Source organism: Kitasatospora sp. NBC_01250 (assembly GCF_036226465.1).
Taxonomy (GTDB): Bacteria; Actinomycetota; Actinomycetes; order Streptomycetales; family Streptomycetaceae; genus Kitasatospora.
Genome location: NZ_CP108476.1, coordinates 5,893,639 through 5,910,732, shown reverse-complemented (window position 1 = coordinate 5,910,732; position 17,094 = coordinate 5,893,639). Strand labels below are relative to the sequence as shown.

Here is a 17,094-nt window from a genome sequence, read left to right as displayed (position 1 = left end):
GCTTACGGCACCCGAGGGTTTGGGGGAGCCTGTGGCCGAATGTCCTATATGTGCTCCGAGGCGCGACTCAGCTGAGCTGTTTGTCCCGTTCTCCCGCACGTGCTGAAATTCCAGCTACCCCCGAAGTGACCCAGATAGCAGTTCCACCCAGCAGCGGGCTGCGGCCAGGGGTAGCCGCTGGATTGATCCATGGCCGCCGAGCGGCCGAGAGGTTGTTGTCGAGTGAGGCGTAAGCAGCCAGTCACGCCGCAGAAGGGCTCCGAGCCCCGCGAGACGGACCGCAGCGGCCAGAGTTCTGCCGGGTTCTCCCCCTTCGCGGCGAAGCCCGAGCGTCCCCTGCCCGGCTCCGGTACCCCGGGCCGATTGGTCAGTTCGCCCCTGGAGCCCGGTAGCGGCACCGACGAACGTCCAACGCGGACCAGCCGGTACGAGTTCCTGGCCTTCCGCAACTGGCGGGTGCCGGTCCGACTCGTCTCGATCATGCTGATACCGGTCATCATCGCGCTGGTCTTCGGCGGTCTGCGCGTCAACACCTCGTTCGACAGCTACGTCAAGGCCAGCCAGGCCGAGAAGATCGCCGAGCTGGCCCGCGCCGCCACCAACCTGGCCGACGCGCTGGAGAACGAGCGCGACCTCAGCCTGACCCCGCTGCTCACCGGGCAGGACCCGGAGGGCACCGTCGCCAAGCTGCGTGCCACCACGGACCAGCGGATGACCACGTACCGCGCCGCCGTCGCCAAGATCAGCAACAGCGCCGAAATCACCCAGGACGACTACGCGTTCGAGTCGGACGCCGCCTCGCTGGCGCACCTGCGCAGCGTCGCCTACACGCCCGAGCTGTACGCGAGCGCCACCATCGACGCCTACTCGGTGATGATCAACCCGCTGCTGTCGATCGACGGTACGGTCGGCGCCGGCAGCGCCGCAGGGGTGAACCGCGGTCGCGCCATCTACAACATCTCGCAGACCAAGGCCTACTCCTCGACCCAGCGCGCCCAGATGCTGATGCTGCTGGTCGGGATCGGCGCCCAGAAGACCACCCGGTGGGAGAACATCCAGCTGATCCAGGATCTGCTGGTCTCCTCCAACATCCAGCAGAACGCGCTGGCGAGCTTCCAGACCGGCTCCTCCCCGCAGGACAACCACGTCTACGCGGACGCACTGGTCGCCGAGGCCACCGCCGATGCCAAGCTGCCGCTGCGGATGCCGGACAACCAGACGCTGCCCAGCGTGACGGGCCTGATGAGCATCGGCCTGGCCTACCAGCAGGCCGCCTCGGACGGCATGTCCACCCCGGACTCCGCCGCCGCCGCGGCGCAGGCCGCCGCCAGCGCACAGTCCGCCGGCCTGACCCCGGCGAACTGGCTGCAGGCCACCCAGAGCGAGATCAACCCGCTGCGGTCCACCGAGACCTCGCTGCTGAACAGCGTCGTCAACGACGCGGTCACCGCCAAGGACAGCGCCCAGACCGACGCCATCCTGAACGCCTCGATCGTGGTGGCCTCGCTGGTGCTGGCCGGTCTGCTCACCGGCTTCATCGCCCGCTCGATGATCCTCGGGATGCGCGTGCTGAACACCGCCGCGCTGGAGATCGCCAACCACCGACTGCCCGACCTGGTCGAGAAGCTCTCCAAGACCGACCCGGACCGGGTGGACACCAACGTCGAGAAGATTCCGCTCTGGGGCCGGGACGAGATCGGCGAGGTCGCCCGCGCCTTCGACCAGGTGCACAGCCAGGCGGTCTCGCTGGCCGCCGAGCAGGCGCTGCTCCGAGGCAACCTGAACGCGATCTTCTCCAACCTCTCGCGCCGCAGCCAGGGCCTCATCCAGCGCCAGCTGGCGCTGATCACCGACCTGGAGAACAACGAGGCCGACCCGGACCAGCTGGAGAACCTCTTCAAGCTGGACCACCTCGCCACCCGTATGCGCCGCAACGGTGAGAACCTGCTGGTTCTGGCCGGTGAGGAGCCGGGCCGTCGCTGGAACACCCCCGTCCCGCTGGTCGACGTGCTGCGCGCCGCCGCCTCCGAGGTGGAGCAGTACGAGCGCATCGAGCTGTCCGGCATCCCGGAGGCCGAGGTCATCGGCGCGGCCGTGACCGACCTCGTCCACCTGCTCGCCGAGCTGCTGGAGAACGCCACCTCGTTCTCCAGCCCGCAGACCCGGGTCACCGTCACCGCGACCCGGCTGCCGGACGGCCGGGTGCTGGTCGAGATCCACGACAAGGGCATCGGCCTGACCGCCGAGGACTTCGCCGAGATCAACGAGAAGCTCGCCGAGCCGCCCACGGTCGACGCCTCGATCTCCCGCCGCATGGGCCTGTTCGTGGTCGGCCGGCTCTCCGACCGCCACGACGTGCGCGTCCAGCTGCGTCCCTCGGGCGAGTCGGCCGGCACCACCTCGCTGGTCATGCTCCCGGCCGCGCTGACCCAGATGCGCGCCATGCCGGAGCCGGAGGAGGAGTTCACGGTCTCGCGGATCTTCGCGGACCAGGAGCCCTCGACCGCCGGCTGGGACCAGGACGGCTACGCCGCGCCGCGCAGCGCGGCCGAGCTGGGCTTCGACGACAACCTCGCCCTCGGTGGGCGCGGCGCCGGCGGCTTCAGCCCGGCGCTGGACTCGATGCAGCGCTCGCAGCGGCTGGACCAGCGCCGCCGGGCCGCACTGGAGTCCGGCTCCGGCGAGGCCGGCGAGTTCGACGGCGGCGAGCAGGAGTTCGCCGGCGAGGGCTTCCAGCCGGACGGGTTCCAGCAGCAGGGCTTCGGCCGTGACGAGCTGCAGCAGGGCGAGTTCCGCCAGGACGACTTCCAGCAGGGCGACTACGCGACCGCCGAGTTCAGCCGGGCCGAGCTCGGCCACGCGGAGGCCGCCGAGGCGGACTACGTCGAGGCGGAGTTCGTCGAGCCCGAGCCGGAGCAGCAGGACTACGGGCAGCAGGCCCACGAGCAGTCCTACGGCTACGGCCAGCAGCAGGGCTACCAGGACGGCGGCTACTACGCCGACCAGCAGCCCTACGCCGGCCAGGGCTACCAGCAGCAGGCCCCCGAGCAGTCCTACGGCGGCTACGGCCAGCAGCAGGGCTACTACGCCGACCAGGGCGCCGGGGCCTACGGCTACCAGGACGGCGGCTACCAGCCCGAGGGCTACCAGCGGCACGGCTACCAGCAGCCGGCGGACGACGGCTACCAGGACACCGCCGCCCTGCCGCAGGTCTCCGAGCGCGGCTTCGACGGCTTCGCGCCGCGGGGCACCTCGGGCCCCGGCCGCGGCGAGACCCCGGCCGGCCACCCGTACGGTGCCGAGTCCCCGGCGCTGCCGGCGGCCCAGCCGCCCACGCTCGACTCGGGTCTGCCGCAGCGCCGCCCCGGCCAGCAGCTGGTGGGCGGTGGGCTCGGCTCCCGCGCGATCGGCGAGCTGAACTCGGACGAGCAGCCGAACTGGTTCACCGGTGCCAAGGACACCTCGGCCGACGAGGCCGAGGCGGCGCGCGGCCACCAGGTGTCGGGCCTCGGCGCCTCGGGCCCGACCGGCCCGACCGCCTGGCAGTCGGCGAACGACGGGGCCTGGCAGCGCGCCGAGCAGGTGCGCGAGCCGGCTGCCGGCGGGGTGACCGGATCCGGTCTGCCGCGCCGGGTCCCCAAGCAGAACCTCGTCCCCGGCAACGCCAAGTCGGGCAGCAGCGAGGGACCGCAGGTCTCGCGCAGCCCCGAGGAGGTGCGCGGTCGCCTGACCAACCTGCGCCGCGGTGTGGCCCAGGGCCGCAACGCGGGCAGCGAGTCCGGCCAGACCGGCAGCTTCCGGATCGACCCCCAGGACATGTCCCAGCCCGGTCACCCCGGGGCAGGACACCAGAACGACAGCACCGATCTCTTCGGCGGCTCGAACCACCAGGAGCGTTGAGTTGACTCAGATGAGCCAGGCCGCACAGAACCTGAACTGGCTGATCACCAATTTCGTGGACAACACCCCCGGGGTGTCGCACACGGTGGTGGTCTCCGCCGACGGGCTCCTGCTCGCCATGTCCGAGGGCTTCCCGCGCGACCGCGCCGACCAGCTCGCCGCCGTCGCCTCCGGCCTCACCTCGCTGACCTCCGGCGCCAGCCGGATCTTCGAGGGCGGCGACGTCAACCAGACCGTCGTGGAGATGGAGCGCGGCTTCCTCTTCCTGATGGCCATCAGCGACGGCTCCTCGCTCGCCGTCCTCGCCTCCCCCGACTCCGACATCGGCCTCGTCGGCTACGAGATGGCCCTGCTCGTCGACCGGGCCGGCGCCGTCCTCACCCCCGCCCTGCGAGCCGAACTCCAGGGCAGCCTCCTGCACTGACCGGCCGTCAGGGGCTCGTCCCGGCGCACTGCGCCGAACCGACGCCCCTGACGGTCCGTCGGTCAGCAGGCACTGCGGCCACGCCCCCTCGGACCAGCTGTTTTCGGTCCGGCGTAGCGCTCCTGACGGTCCATCGGGTATCACTGACGGGCCATCGGACGTACCCCGGTGAGGGCATGCGGTCACCGTCGTAGTACTTGTAGTATCCAGCCGCCCCTTTCCGAGCCCGTGGCGACGGGCACGGTGTCGGGCTTGTACGGCACCTCGCACCACCGGCACCGGCCCCACAGCCGACGCCGCGCCCGCACCTTGCAACAGCCGCATCCTGTGAGGAGAGGAACCGTGACACCGCCCGACGATCGCCAGGGCTCGTACGGAGTCCCGTACCCCGGCACCGGCCACGACGCGTTCGGTACTCCCGGCGCAGGCCAAGGCCAGAGCTACGGCCGACCGCAGTACGGCGAGTACGGCGACCCGTACGGTCGGCCCCTCCCGCAGCACGGCCAGCCGTACCCGCAGCAGCAGATGCGGCCTGCCCCGCAGGCAGAGCCCGCCGCCGCGGACCAGCGGCAGGCCGCTGGGCTCCAGGACGCGGCGGGTGCCGACGAAGCGGACAGCGGTCCGCTGATCAGACCGTTCGCGATGACCGGGGGCCGCACCCGACCGCGGTACGAACTGGCTCTGGAGGCACTGGTTTCGGCCAATGTCGACCAGGCCCGCCTGGCCACGCTGCTGCCCGAGCACCAGCGGATCTGCACGCTGTGCGCCACCGAGGTGAAGTCGGTGGCCGAGGTCTCGGCGCTGCTCTCCCTGCCACTCGGGGTGGCCCGGATCCTCGTGGCCGACCTCGCCGAAGCCGGCCTGGTCGCCATCCACCAGCCCGCCGCCGGGGGCGAATCCGGCAACCAGCCCGACGTCACGCTGCTCGAAAGGGTCCTCAGTGGACTTCGCAAGCTCTAGCCCCGCGGCCGCCACCCGCGCCACCACCTCCGCGAAGATCGTCGTGGCGGGCGGCTTCGGTGTCGGCAAGACCACCCTCGTCGGCGCCGTCTCCGAGATCAACCCGCTGCGCACCGAAGCCGTCATGACCAGCGCCTCCGCCGGCATCGACGACATCAGCAAGGTCTCCGGAAAAACCACCACCACGGTGGCCATGGACTTCGGCCGCATCACCCTCGACGAAGACCTCATCCTCTACCTCTTCGGCACCCCCGGCCAGGACCGCTTCTGGTTCATGTGGGACGACCTCGTCCGCGGCGCCATCGGCGCCGTCGTCCTCGTCGACACCCGCCGCCTCGCCGACTGCTTCCCCGCCCTCGACTACTTCGAGAACAGCGGACTGCCCTTCGTCGTCGCCCTCAACGGCTTCGACGGACACCAGCCCCACACCCCCGACGAAGTCCGCGAAGCACTCCAGCTCGGCCCCGACACCCCGATCATCGCCCTCGACGCCCGCCGCCGCGACAGCGCCAAGAGCGCCCTGATCACCCTCGTCGAACACGCCCTGCTCGCCAGACTCCGCTGACCTGGGCCCCGGTCCGGCGCTCCCGCCGGTGCGCCGGGGCGGTCGGGGACCCCGTGGGCCGGGGTCCCCGCATCCGTGTCAGCCCTGCTCCGTCTCCCGGTGCCCCGGCTCCCGGTGCTCCGGTTCGAGGCCGGACTTGAGCAGGATGTAGGTGTAGGCGTCGTCCAGCGCGTGCCAGGAGGCGTCGATCACGTTGTCCGCGACACCCACGGTGGACCAGGTCGCGCTGCCGTCGGCGGACTCCACCAGCACCCGGGTGCGCGAGCCGGTGCCGTGCCGGCCCTCCAGGATCCGGACCTTGTAGTCCACCAGCTCCAGCTTGGCCAGCTGCGGGTAGATCCGCTCCAGCGCGGTGCGCAGGGCCTTGTCCAGCGCGTCGACCGGCCCGTTGCCCTCGCCGGTGGCCACGATCCGCTCGCCCTTGGCCCAGAGCTTCACCGTGGCCTCGTTGCCCGTGCCGCCCTCCTGCCGCTGCTCGCTGATGGTGCGCCAGGACTCCAGCGTGAAGAAGCGCTCGCGGCTGCCGTGCACCTCGTCGCGGAGCAGCAGCTCGAAGGAGGCGTCGGCGGCCTCGTAGGTGTAGCCGAGGTTCTCCTGCTCCTTGACCTTGGCGACCACCCGGCCCACCAGCTCGCGGTCGGCGGAGAGGTCGTAGCCCAGCTCCCGGCCCTTGAGCTCCACCGAGGCCCGCCCGGCCATGTCGGAGACCAGCATCCGCATGGTGTTGCCGACCCGCTCGGGGTCGATGTGCTGGTACAGGTTCGGGTCGACCTTGATCGCGGAGGCGTGCAGGCCACCCTTGTGCGCGAAGGCGGAGACGCCCACGTACGGCTGGTGGGTGCCGGGCGTCAGGTTGACCACCTCGGCGATGGCGTGCGAGATCCGGGTCATCTCGGCCAGCTTGCCGAGCGGCAGCACCGGGCGCCCGTACTTGATCTCCAGCGCGCCGACCACCGGGAACAGGTTGGCGTTGCCGACCCGCTCGCCGTAGCCGTTGGCCGTGCACTGGACGTGGCTGGCCCCGGCGTCCACCGCGGCCAGCGTGTTGGCCACCGCGCAGCCGGTGTCGTCCTGCGCGTGGATGCCGAGCCGGGCGCCGGTGGCGGCCAGCACCTCGGCGACGGTCTCGCGGATGCCCGCGGGCAGCATCCCGCCGTTGGTGTCGCAGAGCACCACGACGTCGGCGCCCGCCTCCTGCGCGGTGCGCACCACGGCGAGGGCGTAGTCGCGGTTGGCCCGGTAGCCGTCGAAGAAGTGCTCGCAGTCGACGAAGACCCGGCGCCCGCGCGCGCGCAGGTGGGCGACGCTGTCCCGGATCATCGCCAGGTTCTCGTCCAGCGTGGTGCGCAGGGCCAGCTCCACGTGGCGGTCGTGCGCCTTGGCGACCAGGGTGATCACCGGGGCTCCGGAGTCGAGCAGCCCCGCCAGCTGCGGGTCCGTCGCCGCCTCGCCGCCGGCCCGGCGGGTCGCCCCGAAGGCCACCAACTGCGCGTGCTTCAGGTCGAGTTCGGTGGCGGCCCGGGCGAAGAACTCGGTGTCACGGGGGTTGGCGCCCGGCCAGCCGCCCTCGATGAACCCGACTCCGAAGTCGTCCAGGTGCCGTGCAATGGTCAGCTTGTCGGCCACCGTGAGGTTGATGCCCTCGCGCTGCGCGCCGTCGCGCAGGGTGGTGTCGAAGACGTGGAAGCTGTCGTCGGGGTGACGCGTACTGCCGTCGGTCATGGCCCTGGTTTCTCCGTTCGGGGAGATGTCTCTGCTTGTCTGCCGGTCTTCCGTCCCCGGCTCCACTGTCCACCATCCCGCGCGCCACCCGGCTCCCGCTCCCGCCTGGTGGGCTGGAGCCGGTCCGTCGGGTCCTGGCCGGCCGGCGTGGGGTGGGCCGGACCTGGCAAAAACAAAAGACCCCTCGCGGGTGCGAGAGGTCTGCGCGCGGGTCTTGAGACACGGTGGTCGTCCCGCGGGGATCACTGCGGAACGGTCACTGCGGACCGGCGCGCCTGCTGCCAATAATGAGCGCGAGCGAGGACACGCTGGAAGTCTGGCACATGATCCGGAAGGCGGTCGGGACGTCTCGCGATCCGGGACGGGAGTATCAGGACAGGCGATCGGTGTCGAGGGTGAAGGAGAAGGGCTCGGAGCGGAACGCTTCGAGGCTACCCACCCGGGTGTCCCAGCGCCGTGGAACACCCGGGTGAGGTGGTTCAGGCGATCGGGTGCATCCAGTTGTGGGTGTCCTTGACGGTGCCGCCCTGGAGGGCGAGCAGGGTCTCGCGCAGGCGCATGGTGACCGGGCCGGGCTCGCCCTTGCCGACGGTCCAGTCGGCGCGGGCGGACTTGACCGAGCCGACCGGGGTGATCACGGCGGCGGTGCCGCAGGCGAAGACCTCGGTCAGGGTGCCGTCGGCGTTGCCCTGCTTCCACTCGTCGGTGGAGATCTTGCGCTCCTCGGTGGCGTAGCCGAGGTCGGCGGCGATGGTGAGCAGCGAGTCACGGGTGATGCCGGGCAGCAGCGCGCCGGACAGGGCCGGGGTGACGATCTTCGCGTCCTCGCCCTCGCCGAGGACGAAGTAGAGGTTCATGCCTCCCATCTCCTCGATCCACTTGTGCTCGGCGGCGTCCAGCCAGACCACCTGGTCGCAGCCCTGGGCCGCGGCCTGGGCCTGGGCGACCAGCGAAGCGGCGTAGTTGCCCGCGCACTTGGCGGCGCCGGTGCCGCCGGGCGCGGCGCGCACGTACTCCTCGGAGAGCCAGACCGAGACCGGCTTCACGCCGCCGGGGAAGTAGGCGCCGGCCGGGGAGGCGATCACGATGAAGAGGTACTCGTTGGCGGGCCGGACCCCCAGGCCCGCCTCGGCGGCGAACATGAACGGGCGCAGGTAGAGGCTCTGCTCGGCCTCGGTGGGCACCCAGTCGCGGTCCTGCTGGACGAGCAGCTCACAGGCCTTGACGAAGGCGTCGGCGGGCAGCTCGGGCATCGCCAGGCGGCGGGCCGAGGCCTGGAAGCGGGCCGCGTTCGCCTCCGGACGGAAGGAGGCGATCGAGCCGTCGGGCTGGCGGTAGGCCTTGAGGCCCTCGAAGATGGCCTGCCCGTAGTGCAGGGTCATGTTCGCCGGGTCCATCTCCAGCGGCGCGTACGGGGTGAGCTGGGCGTCGTGCCAGCCGCGGCCCTCGGTCCAGCGGATGGTGACCATGTGGTCGGTGAAGATCCGGCCGAAGCCGGGGTTCGCCAGCCTGGCCTCGCGCTCCGCCGCGGGCAGCGGGTGCGCGGAAGGCTTGAGCTCGAACGTGATGGGCGCCTGGGTGGGCGTGGTCATGGCTTCTGTCCTTCACCGTGTGGTTGGTCAGGGCCGTGACCGCCTCCCGGCGGCGGGTCGGGGGAACCCGGGTACGCCGAAGGCACGGCCCACTGTTGATACTCGCATCTAAGGGGCCGTGCCGAACAGCTGTGGATTTGTAGCGCCCCCGGGGCGCCTCGCTCCGCCTCTCAGCCGGCCCGTCAGCCGGATACTCGGCCGGCGAGCGCGTCGCCGACCTCGGTGGTGGTCCGCACGGCGCTGCCGCGCCCGGCCAGGTCGGCGGCGACGGCCGCCTCGACCTTGGCCGCCTCGGCGGTGAAACCGAGGTGGTCGAGGAGCATGGCCACCGACAGCACGGTGGCCGTCGGGTCGGCCTTGCCCTGGCCCGCGATGTCCGGGGCGGAGCCGTGCACCGGCTCGAACATCGAGGGGAAGGCCCCGGAGGGGTTGATGTTGCCGCTCGCGGCCAGGCCGATGCCACCGGTGACGGCGGCGGCCAGGTCGGTCAGGATGTCGCCGAACAGGTTGTCGGTGACGATCACGTCGAACCGCTCGGGCTGGGTGACGAAGAAGATGGTCGCCGCGTCCACGTGCAGGTAGTCGGTGGTGACCTCGGGGAACTCCTGGCCGACCTGCTGGAAGATCCGGGTCCACAGGTGGCCGGCGTGCACCAGCACGTTGTTCTTGTGGACCAGGGTCAGCTTCTTGCGCGGACGGGCGGCGGCCCGGCGGTAGGCGTCGCGGACCACGCGCTCGATGCCGAAGGCGGTGTTGAGGCTGACCTCGGTGGCCACCTCCTGCTCGGTGCCGGTGCGCAGCGAGCCGCCGTTGCCGACGTAGGGGCCCTCGGTGCCCTCGCGGACGACCACGAAGTCGATCGCCGGGGTGCCGGCCAGCGGCGAGGCGACGCCGGGGAAGAGCTTGCCCGGGCGGAGGTTGATGTGGTGGTCGAAGGCGAACCGCAGCTTGAGCAGCAGCCCGCGCTCCAGCACCCCGGAGGGGACGGAGGGGTCGCCGATCGCACCGAGCAGGATCGCGTCGTGCGTCTTCAGCTCCGCCAGCACCGCGTCCGGGAGGGTCTCACCGGAGGCGTGGTAGCGGCGGGCGCCGAGGTCGTACTCGGTGGTCTCCAGCTTGACGTCGCCGGGGAGGGCGGCGGCAAGCACCTTGAGGCCCTCGGCCACGACTTCCTGGCCGATACCGTCACCGGGGATCACTGCGAGACGAAGGCTGCGAGACATGCTGGGAACGGTACTCCCCTGTCTTGGAGAGTGACATCCGGCGTCCAGAATGCGGACGGTCAGCGGCGGGTCAGCTCGATCTCCACCGGGAACGGGTGATCCAGCTTGAGCACCTCCCGGTGCACACCCGTACCGATGTAGGCGCCGGCGGCGGGGTCGATCTCGTAGGTGTAGGCGACCGGGCGGCCCTCGTCGCTCTCGACCCGCCAGAAGTAGCGGATGCCTGCTTCGGCGTACTTGCGCGGCTTGACGTCCCGATCGCGCTCGACGGACTCCTCCGACACCACCTCGATCGCCAGCAGGACGTCCTCGGGCTGGAAGGCGGTCTGCTTGGGGCCTCCGTAGGCCCCTCGCCTGGCCGCCAGGAGGTCCGGCTCCGGACGGTTCCGCTTGCCGAGCACGACCGACATCTCCCGCCAGACCTCCCATTCGGTCGGCACCGACGTCCGAAGCCCGTACTCCAGAAGCCACATGGCCCAGTTGTGGAATGTCGTCTGCGGGCTCGCGAAGATCAGGCTCCCGTCGATCAGCTCCGTGTGCGGAGGCAGCTCGGGGAGCCGGTCCAGATCTTCCGCCGTCCAGCCACCGACGGGCGGGCGCAGCCAGGCCGGGAACGGTTCGGCGCTCATCATTGCTCCCATGCGGAGATTCTGGCGGTCCACTTCAGGCTACCCGGCGGGTCCTGAGGGGGAATCACCCGAAAGTGGCCGCCGCGCCGCGCCGGGTTCCGCCGTGCTCGCGGTGGGGGTGTACGTGGTGGCGCTGGCGGCGCGGCGGGGGTATCCGTTCGGGGCGGGGCCGCGGGCGGGGACGGTGCTGGCCGAGCAGGTGGTCCCGCTGCACGCGCACCTGTGGGACCTGCTGCACGGGCGCGGTGGCGGGGACCTGCTGGTCAACTGGAACAGTGGTTACGGGGTGCCGTTCCTGCCCGACCTGGTGACCGATCTGCTGAACCCGTTCTCGCTGCTGGTCCTGCTCGTCCCGCGCGAACAGGTGGCTCTGGCCGTCTTCCTCGGCACCCTGCTGAGCATCGGCCTGGGCACCGCGCTGATGACCGTCTTCCTGGGGCGGCTGGCCCCGGGCCCGGGGTGGCTGCGGGCGCTGCTCGCCACCGGGTACGGGCTCTGTGCCTGGGTACTGGTGGAGGGGGTCGGGCGGCCCGCCTGGCTCTGGGGACTGGTCTCGCTGCCGCTGGTCGGCCTGGCCTTCGACCGCTGCCTGCGGCGCACCGGGTGGCCGCTGGGCGCGGTGGCGGTCGCGCTGGCCTGGGTCGGCAATTTCTACACCGCAGCGGCGGCCACCCTCGGGGCCGCCCTGGTCCTGGTGCTGCGCCTGCTGGTGGACCGGCGCCCGGCGGGTGAGCGGCTGCGCTCGCTGGGGCGGGCGCTGGCGATGACGGCGACCGGGGTCGCGGCGGCGGCGCCGGTGCTCTGGGTGACCTTCGAGGCCGGGCGGACCGCGGTGCCCGCCGCCGTGCCGCACCCTGGCACGCCGGGGCTCACCGACTACCTGGCCCGGCTGCTGCCCGGCACTCCCGCCGGGAGCGGGCTGCCCGAGGTCTTCACCGGTGTGCCGGTCCTGCTGCTGGTGGCCGCGCTGCCGTTCAACCGCGCGGTGCCGGTGCGCGAGCGTCTGGTTTGGCCGCTGGCGCTGGCGCTGGTCGCGATCGCGTTCGTCTGGCGGCCGAGCCAGTTGCTGTGGCACGTGGCGACCGCGCCGCAGGGCGATCCGTACCGGTCGACCTTCGTGCTGGCCGGGCTGCTGACCATGGCGGCCTGGGTCGGCCTGGCGCACCGGCCCGGCCCGCTCGCGCTCGGCTGCGGGGCGGCGCTGCTCGCCGGGCCGGCCGCACTGGCCGGGGCCCGCGGGTCGACCCCGCTCACCTGGGTGCTGCTGGGGGCCGGGGTCCCGGTGCTGGTGGGGGCGCTGTGGGCGCTGGCCTCCACCGGGGCCGGCCGGCGGCGCGCCGCGGCGACGGTGCTGGGTTGCGCCGTCCTCCTGGGGTCGGGCGCGGCGGCCTACGCGGCGCTGGGGCCGCGTGACCGCGAGCCGGACGATCCGACGGCGGCGACCACCGCCGCACTGCCCGTGCCGGTCCAGGCCGTGCTGCCGGCACCCGAGCCGGCGGCCGAACAGGCCGCGGCGGCACGGCGGTTGCTCCGGTCGGCCGAGGACTGGCCGGCCGCCCGCGCCGACCCCGGGCCGACGGCACTCACCGGCAACGATCCGATGCTGCTGGGCGGCCAGGGCGGCGGCTACCGCAGCGACTACCTGCCGCTGGCCACCGCGCAGGCGCTGCACTCGCTGGGCGCCGGCTGGCTGCTGCAGGGGCGCCAGACGCTCAGCGCCGCCGATCCGGTCGGGCAGGCGCTGCTCGCGGTGGGCAGCTCGCTCCAGCCCGGCCCGACGGTGCGCCGGTCACCCGCGGCGCCGCTGGTCACCGTGCGCCCGCCCGGGGCGCCGACCCCGCCGAGCGGCGCCCCGGTCTGGGCGCGCCAGCAGGCGCTGCTCGGCGCGGCGGTCTACCAGGTCCCGGTGCTGGTGCCGGGCGCCGGGCCGGCCCCGACCGACCACGGCCGCAGCGGCTGGTCGCTGCCCACCACGCCGGCGGGCGAAGCCGGTACCGAACTCACTGCCGGCTGCGCGCCCGGACGCCTGGCCTACCTCTACGCGCCTTATCTGAACGGCCGGTTGAGCTGGCCGGGCGGTGTGCTGACGGTGCGCGGGGAGCAGAACGCGACGGCGCTGCCGATCCTGCCGCTCGGTCCGGTGCCGGCGGACGGCGTGGTCCGGGTGACGGTGCACGTCGAGCTGGCCACCCAGGTACCGGCCAGCCCGTTCGGCTGCCTGGATCCGGCGGCGCTGGCGCAGGCGGTGCAGGGGCTGCGCGCGGGCGGGGCCCGGTCGGTGCGGGCCGGCGGGCACACCGTCAGCGCCGAGCTGCCGCCGGGCAGCACCGGCAGCGCGGTGCTCGCGGTGCCCGCGGTGCCGGGGTGGCGGTGCGGGGTGGACGGCGGACCGTCGGCACCCGCGGGGTCGGTGCAGGGACTGCTCGCCGTCCCGCTGGGCCCGGGCGCGAGCCGGATCGGCTGCACCTTCGAGCAGCCGGGGCTGGCGCCGGGGCTGTGGGTCTCGGCCGCGGCGGTGGGCGGGTGGCTGCTGGTGACGGTGGGGTCCTGGTGGCGCCGCCGCGAGCGGGCGGCGGCGCCACCGGGGCCCGCTGGGCTCAACCCGCCGGCAGGTCGAGCAGCTGGGCCCGATGTCCGTCGGTGTTGAGGTGGTGCACCAGGAGCAGGCGGGCCGGGGCGGGGGTCGAGCGGCGCACCTCCAGCACGGTGCCAGGGGCCTCGGGCGAGGCGATGGCGCTCGATCCGCCCAGGCCGGAGCGGATGTCCAGGGCCGGGTGGAGCGGATCGAACTCCAGTCGCGGGCGGCCGTCGGTGAGCCCGACGGCGGAGAGCGCGTGCGCCGGGTCGGGTGTGCCACCCACCGAACCGGTCCAGATGGCGTAGCGGATCCGGCCGCCCGCGGGCGAGAACCTGGGCAGCGCGGACATCCGGATCGGCAGGACGACGGTGTCGCTGTCCAGCAGATCGGTGTCGGTATCACCCCATCGGGCGTTGAGCGGCTGGACGTCGAGCTGCGCTCCGCTGCGGGCGTCCAGCAGCCGGGCCACCAGGACGTCGCTGCCCGGCAGCCGGTCGGCGACCACGAACGCGTCCGGCACGCCGTCGCCGTCGGTGTCGAGCGCGGCGCGCACCGCCGTGGCGGCCACCGGAGTGACGGCCGGGGCCCAGCTGGTGGCCGCCAGGTAGAGCCTGGCGTCGGCGGCCGGCACGGTGGGCGCGTCGCCGGCCGCGCCCACCGCTCGCAGGTCGGCCGAGCGGTCGGGACCCTGGGCGGCGCACGGGGCGCCGTCCTGGCTGTGCTCGGGGCGCTCCAGGCTGCCGGGCGCCGCCGCCCGGCCACTGGGCGCGGGGGTGGGGGCGGGTTCGGCAGGCGCGCAGTCCGGCCACCGCGCGCCCTCGCCGCCGAGCTCGAAGGCACTGATCAGCGAGGCCGGCCCGGCGCTGGTGAGCGCGGGGGTGCCGGTGACGGCGAGCCTGGTCACCACCGGCCCGGCGGGACCCGCCTGCGCCGCCTGTCCCGGCTGCCCTGGCTGGGGTCCGGGCCGCACCGCCGGCGTGGTGGCGCCGACGGCCGTCGCGGTCAGCTCGGAGGCGGCGCGCGGGGCGGCGAAGAGCGGCACCCGGAGCTCGGGCGCACCGCTCGCGGCCGGGGTGAGCAGCAGGCGCCCGGAGAGCTCGCCGCGGAAGGTGCGGGCCCGCCCGGACTGGGTGCGGGTCAGGGTGGGATCGGGCACCCGGTCGAGCGGGCCGGGAACGCTCAGGGTGACGTGGACCAGGGCGCTCTCCCCCGGCGCGACCGTCAGCTGGTCCGGCGTCAGGTCGAAACGGGCGCCGGGCAGTTCGGTGTCCGCCTGGTACCCGGTGCGATAACTCATCGGCGCGCCGGACAGGTTGCGCACCGCGACGTCGCGGGTGACGGTGAGCGGCCCGGTCACCGGGACCGGGCCGAAGGAGAGGCCGACCTGGCCGGCGTCGTCGGCCGCGTAGGCGACGGCCGGGGTGGCGACGGCCAGGTCGACGCGCACCCGCCCGGCCCCGGCCCGCTCGGGGCCGAGCAGCGGGCCGCTGCGGCCGTTGCCCGCCCGCAGGTCGGTGGCGGTGTTCATCAGCGCGGCCTTGACCTCGGTGACGCTCCAATCGGGGTGGGCGGCGCGGACCAGCGCGGCGGTCCCGGTGATGTGCGGGGCGGCCATCGAGGTGCCGTCCTCACGGGTGCCCCAGCTGCCGGTGCCGGCCTTGGCGGACCAGATGGTCTCGCCGGGCGCCGCCAGGTCGGGCTTGACCACGCCCGGTTCGCCGATGCCGCGGGAGCTGAAGCCGGTGAGCGTGTCGACCCGGTCGGGCCAGTCCTGGCCGACCGCACCGTGCAGCGGGTTGCCCGCGGTGGCGAGCCGCACGGTGAGCCCACCCCGGCCGGCCGGCGGATCCACGGCCTGGCGCAGCCGGTCGCCGTCCTCGGCGCCGAGCAGCGCGGCGGGGATCCGCTCGTCTCCGCCGATCTCGTCCAGCCGGCCGCCCGCGGCCGGGTCGGCGGCGCCCGTCCCGGCCAGCAGCACGCCGACGGCGCCCGCGTCGGCGGCGTGGTCGGCGCGCGGGGTGGAGCCGCAGGCCCGGTCGGCGTCGGTCCGGGCCCAGTCGAGCAGGGCGATCCGGCCGCGCAGCCGGGCCGCGTCCACCGGGCCGAAGGCGGTGCAGCCGTCCGGGTCGGCGGTGGGCCGCACCACCTCGGCGGTCACCTCGGCGGTGCTCCAGCCGGTGTAGCGGGCGCTCCAGTGGGCGGGCAGCACCCCGGCCAGCGCCGCCGGGGCGAGCACCCGCACGCCGTCGGCGTCGCCGTGGCCGTCGACCGAGGCGGCCACCGCGATGGCCCGGGTGGCCACTCCCGGGCTGCCGCCGATGCCGTAGACGTCGCCGTCGTTGCCGGCCGAGGCGACCACCACGGTGCCGGCCTCGGCGAGCTTGTCGGCGGCCAGCGCGTCGGCGTCGCCGGGGTCGCCGAAGCCGCTGCCGAGCGAGAGGTTGACCACGTCCAGATGGTCGGCGAGGTCGCCCTTCTGGTCCGGGTCGGCGGCCAGGTCCAGGGCGCGCGCGAGCTGGTCGGTGGAGCCCTGGCAGCCGAAGACCTTGATCGCGTAGAGAGTGGCGCCCGGTGCGGCGCCGGGGCCGATCCGGAAGGCGGCCGGGTCCAGGCCCGGGCGGTACGGGCCGCGGTAGGTCTGCCCCTGGGCATCGACGCCGTAGCCGGCCGCGGTGCCGGCCACGTGGGTGCCGTGGCCGTTGCGGGCGCAGTCCAGCGGATTGGGGTCGGGGTGCGGCACCGGCTGGTAGCCGGCGGCGCTCGGGTCGGGGTCGTAGTCGTCACCGACCAGGTCCTGCCCGCCGGTCACCTTGGCATTGGGGAAGAGCCCGGCGGGTGCGGGCCTGGCGGGATCGACCGCGCGGTAGGCGGCCTCCGTCCCGGGGCCGCCGAAATCGGCGTGGGTGTAGTCGATCCCGCTGTCGATGATGCCGATCCGCACCCCCTGCCCGGTGTTCCCGGGCACCCCGCCCCAGAGCGCCGGTGCGCCGGTGAGCGGGACGGAGTGCGCGTTGGAGCGCTGTTTGGGCGCGATCGGGTGCGCCGCACGCACGCCGGGCAGCGAGCGCAGCGCCGCGAGCCGGGCCGTGGGGGCGTTGACGGCCAGGCCCGTGAAGAGGGTGTGGGTGCGGTAGAGCACCCGGACGCCCGACCCGAGCCGCTGCTCCAGACGGGTGAGGGCCGCCTCGGCGCGCTGCCGGGCCGCCCGGCCCGCCTCGGCTGCCGCCTGGCCGGCCTGGGCCGCCGAGCGCTGCTCGCGCCGGGCGCCCTCGGCCGCCCGGCGCCAGGCGGGAGCGGCGGACTCGGTGTCCAGTTCGAGCAGCACCGAGCTCCGGGCGCCGCCCGCGGCCCCGCTCTGCTCGACCGCCAGGCCGGTGGGGGGCACGGCGGCGAGCACCAGCGGTCCGGCCAGCAGGGCCAGCGCGAGCAGCACCCCGGGGAGCCGGCGGCGCGCCGCGCGGTGCCGGGGGCCGTGCCGGTGCTGGGGTCCGTGCTGGTGCT

At 73.8% G+C, this 17,094-nt stretch carries 10 protein-coding genes; 5 read left to right on the top strand and 5 right to left on the bottom strand.

All coding sequences use genetic code 11. The features are described from left to right. Positions 1–363 precede the first annotated feature (363 nt). From OG500_RS24935 to OG500_RS24920, 4 genes are all read left to right on the top strand, one after another. Complete coding sequence (locus OG500_RS24935; protein WP_327069053.1) at positions 364–3,900, top strand: sensor histidine kinase; 3,537 nt, start codon at positions 364–366, stop codon at positions 3,898–3,900. Positions 3,901–3,910: 10 nt separating this feature from the next. Then, a complete protein-coding gene (locus OG500_RS24930; RefSeq protein WP_184942492.1) occupies positions 3,911–4,324 on the top strand; it encodes a roadblock/LC7 domain-containing protein in 414 nt (137 codons plus the stop codon). A gap of 342 nt (positions 4,325–4,666) precedes the next feature. Further along, entirely contained in the window at positions 4,667–5,284 is a 618-nt protein-coding gene (locus tag OG500_RS24925; protein ID WP_327069052.1) for a DUF742 domain-containing protein, read from the top strand. After that, positions 5,265–5,849, top strand: a complete 585-nt coding sequence (locus tag OG500_RS24920) for a GTP-binding protein (protein ID WP_327069051.1) — start codon at positions 5,265–5,267, stop codon at positions 5,847–5,849. The genes OG500_RS24925 and OG500_RS24920 overlap by 20 nt, the downstream gene beginning before the upstream one ends. 78 nt (positions 5,850–5,927) lie before the next feature. Here OG500_RS24920 and cimA read toward each other — a convergent pair whose 3' ends face one another. The 4 genes from cimA to OG500_RS24900 all read right to left on the bottom strand — a co-directional run bounded on the left by cimA (position 5,928) and on the right by OG500_RS24900 (position 11,027). Beyond that, positions 5,928–7,571 (bottom strand): citramalate synthase, encoded by a 1,644-nt coding sequence (gene cimA / locus OG500_RS24915; protein ID WP_329583545.1) that lies wholly within the window; start codon positions 7,569–7,571, stop codon positions 5,928–5,930. A 479-nt stretch (positions 7,572–8,050) separates the two neighbouring features. Beyond that, a complete protein-coding gene (locus tag OG500_RS24910) occupies positions 8,051–9,163 on the bottom strand; it encodes a branched-chain amino acid aminotransferase (RefSeq protein ID WP_327069049.1) in 1,113 nt (370 codons plus the stop codon). A gap of 182 nt (positions 9,164–9,345) precedes the next feature. Continuing rightward, positions 9,346–10,386, bottom strand: coding sequence for a 3-isopropylmalate dehydrogenase (locus OG500_RS24905; protein ID WP_327069048.1), 1,041 nt, complete (start codon positions 10,384–10,386; stop codon positions 9,346–9,348). 59 nt (positions 10,387–10,445) lie between these two features. Further along, a complete protein-coding gene (locus tag OG500_RS24900; RefSeq protein ID WP_327069047.1) occupies positions 10,446–11,027 on the bottom strand; it encodes a Uma2 family endonuclease in 582 nt (193 codons plus the stop codon). Positions 11,028–11,118: 91 nt separating this feature from the next. Here OG500_RS24900 and OG500_RS24895 point away from each other — a divergent pair, with 91 nt between their 5' ends. Then, positions 11,119–13,662: a YfhO family protein gene (locus OG500_RS24895; protein ID WP_329583540.1), complete on the top strand. Its 2,544-nt coding sequence runs from the start codon at positions 11,119–11,121 to the stop codon at positions 13,660–13,662. On the opposite strand, the gene OG500_RS24890 is transcribed toward OG500_RS24895, so the two are convergent. Then, positions 13,613–17,026, bottom strand: coding sequence for a S8 family peptidase (locus tag OG500_RS24890; protein ID WP_329583537.1), 3,414 nt, complete (start codon positions 17,024–17,026; stop codon positions 13,613–13,615). The two genes, OG500_RS24895 and OG500_RS24890, sit on opposite strands and share 50 nt — an antisense overlap. Positions 17,027–17,094 lie beyond the last annotated feature (68 nt).

Bases quoted from the DNA above. Each gene is read 5' to 3' on its own strand.
- OG500_RS24930 (WP_184942492.1), top strand. From the start codon at position 3,911: ATGAGCCAGGCCGCACAGAACCTGAACTGGCTGATCACCAATTTCGTG.
- cimA (WP_329583545.1), bottom strand. From the start codon at position 7,571: ATGACCGACGGCAGTACGCGTCACCCCGACGACAGCTTCCACGTCTTC.
- OG500_RS24910 (WP_327069049.1), bottom strand. From the start codon at position 9,163: ATGACCACGCCCACCCAGGCGCCCATCACGTTCGAGCTCAAGCCTTCC.
- OG500_RS24905 (WP_327069048.1), bottom strand. From the start codon at position 10,386: ATGTCTCGCAGCCTTCGTCTCGCAGTGATCCCCGGTGACGGTATCGGC.
- OG500_RS24900 (WP_327069047.1), bottom strand. From the start codon at position 11,027: ATGGGAGCAATGATGAGCGCCGAACCGTTCCCGGCCTGGCTGCGCCCG.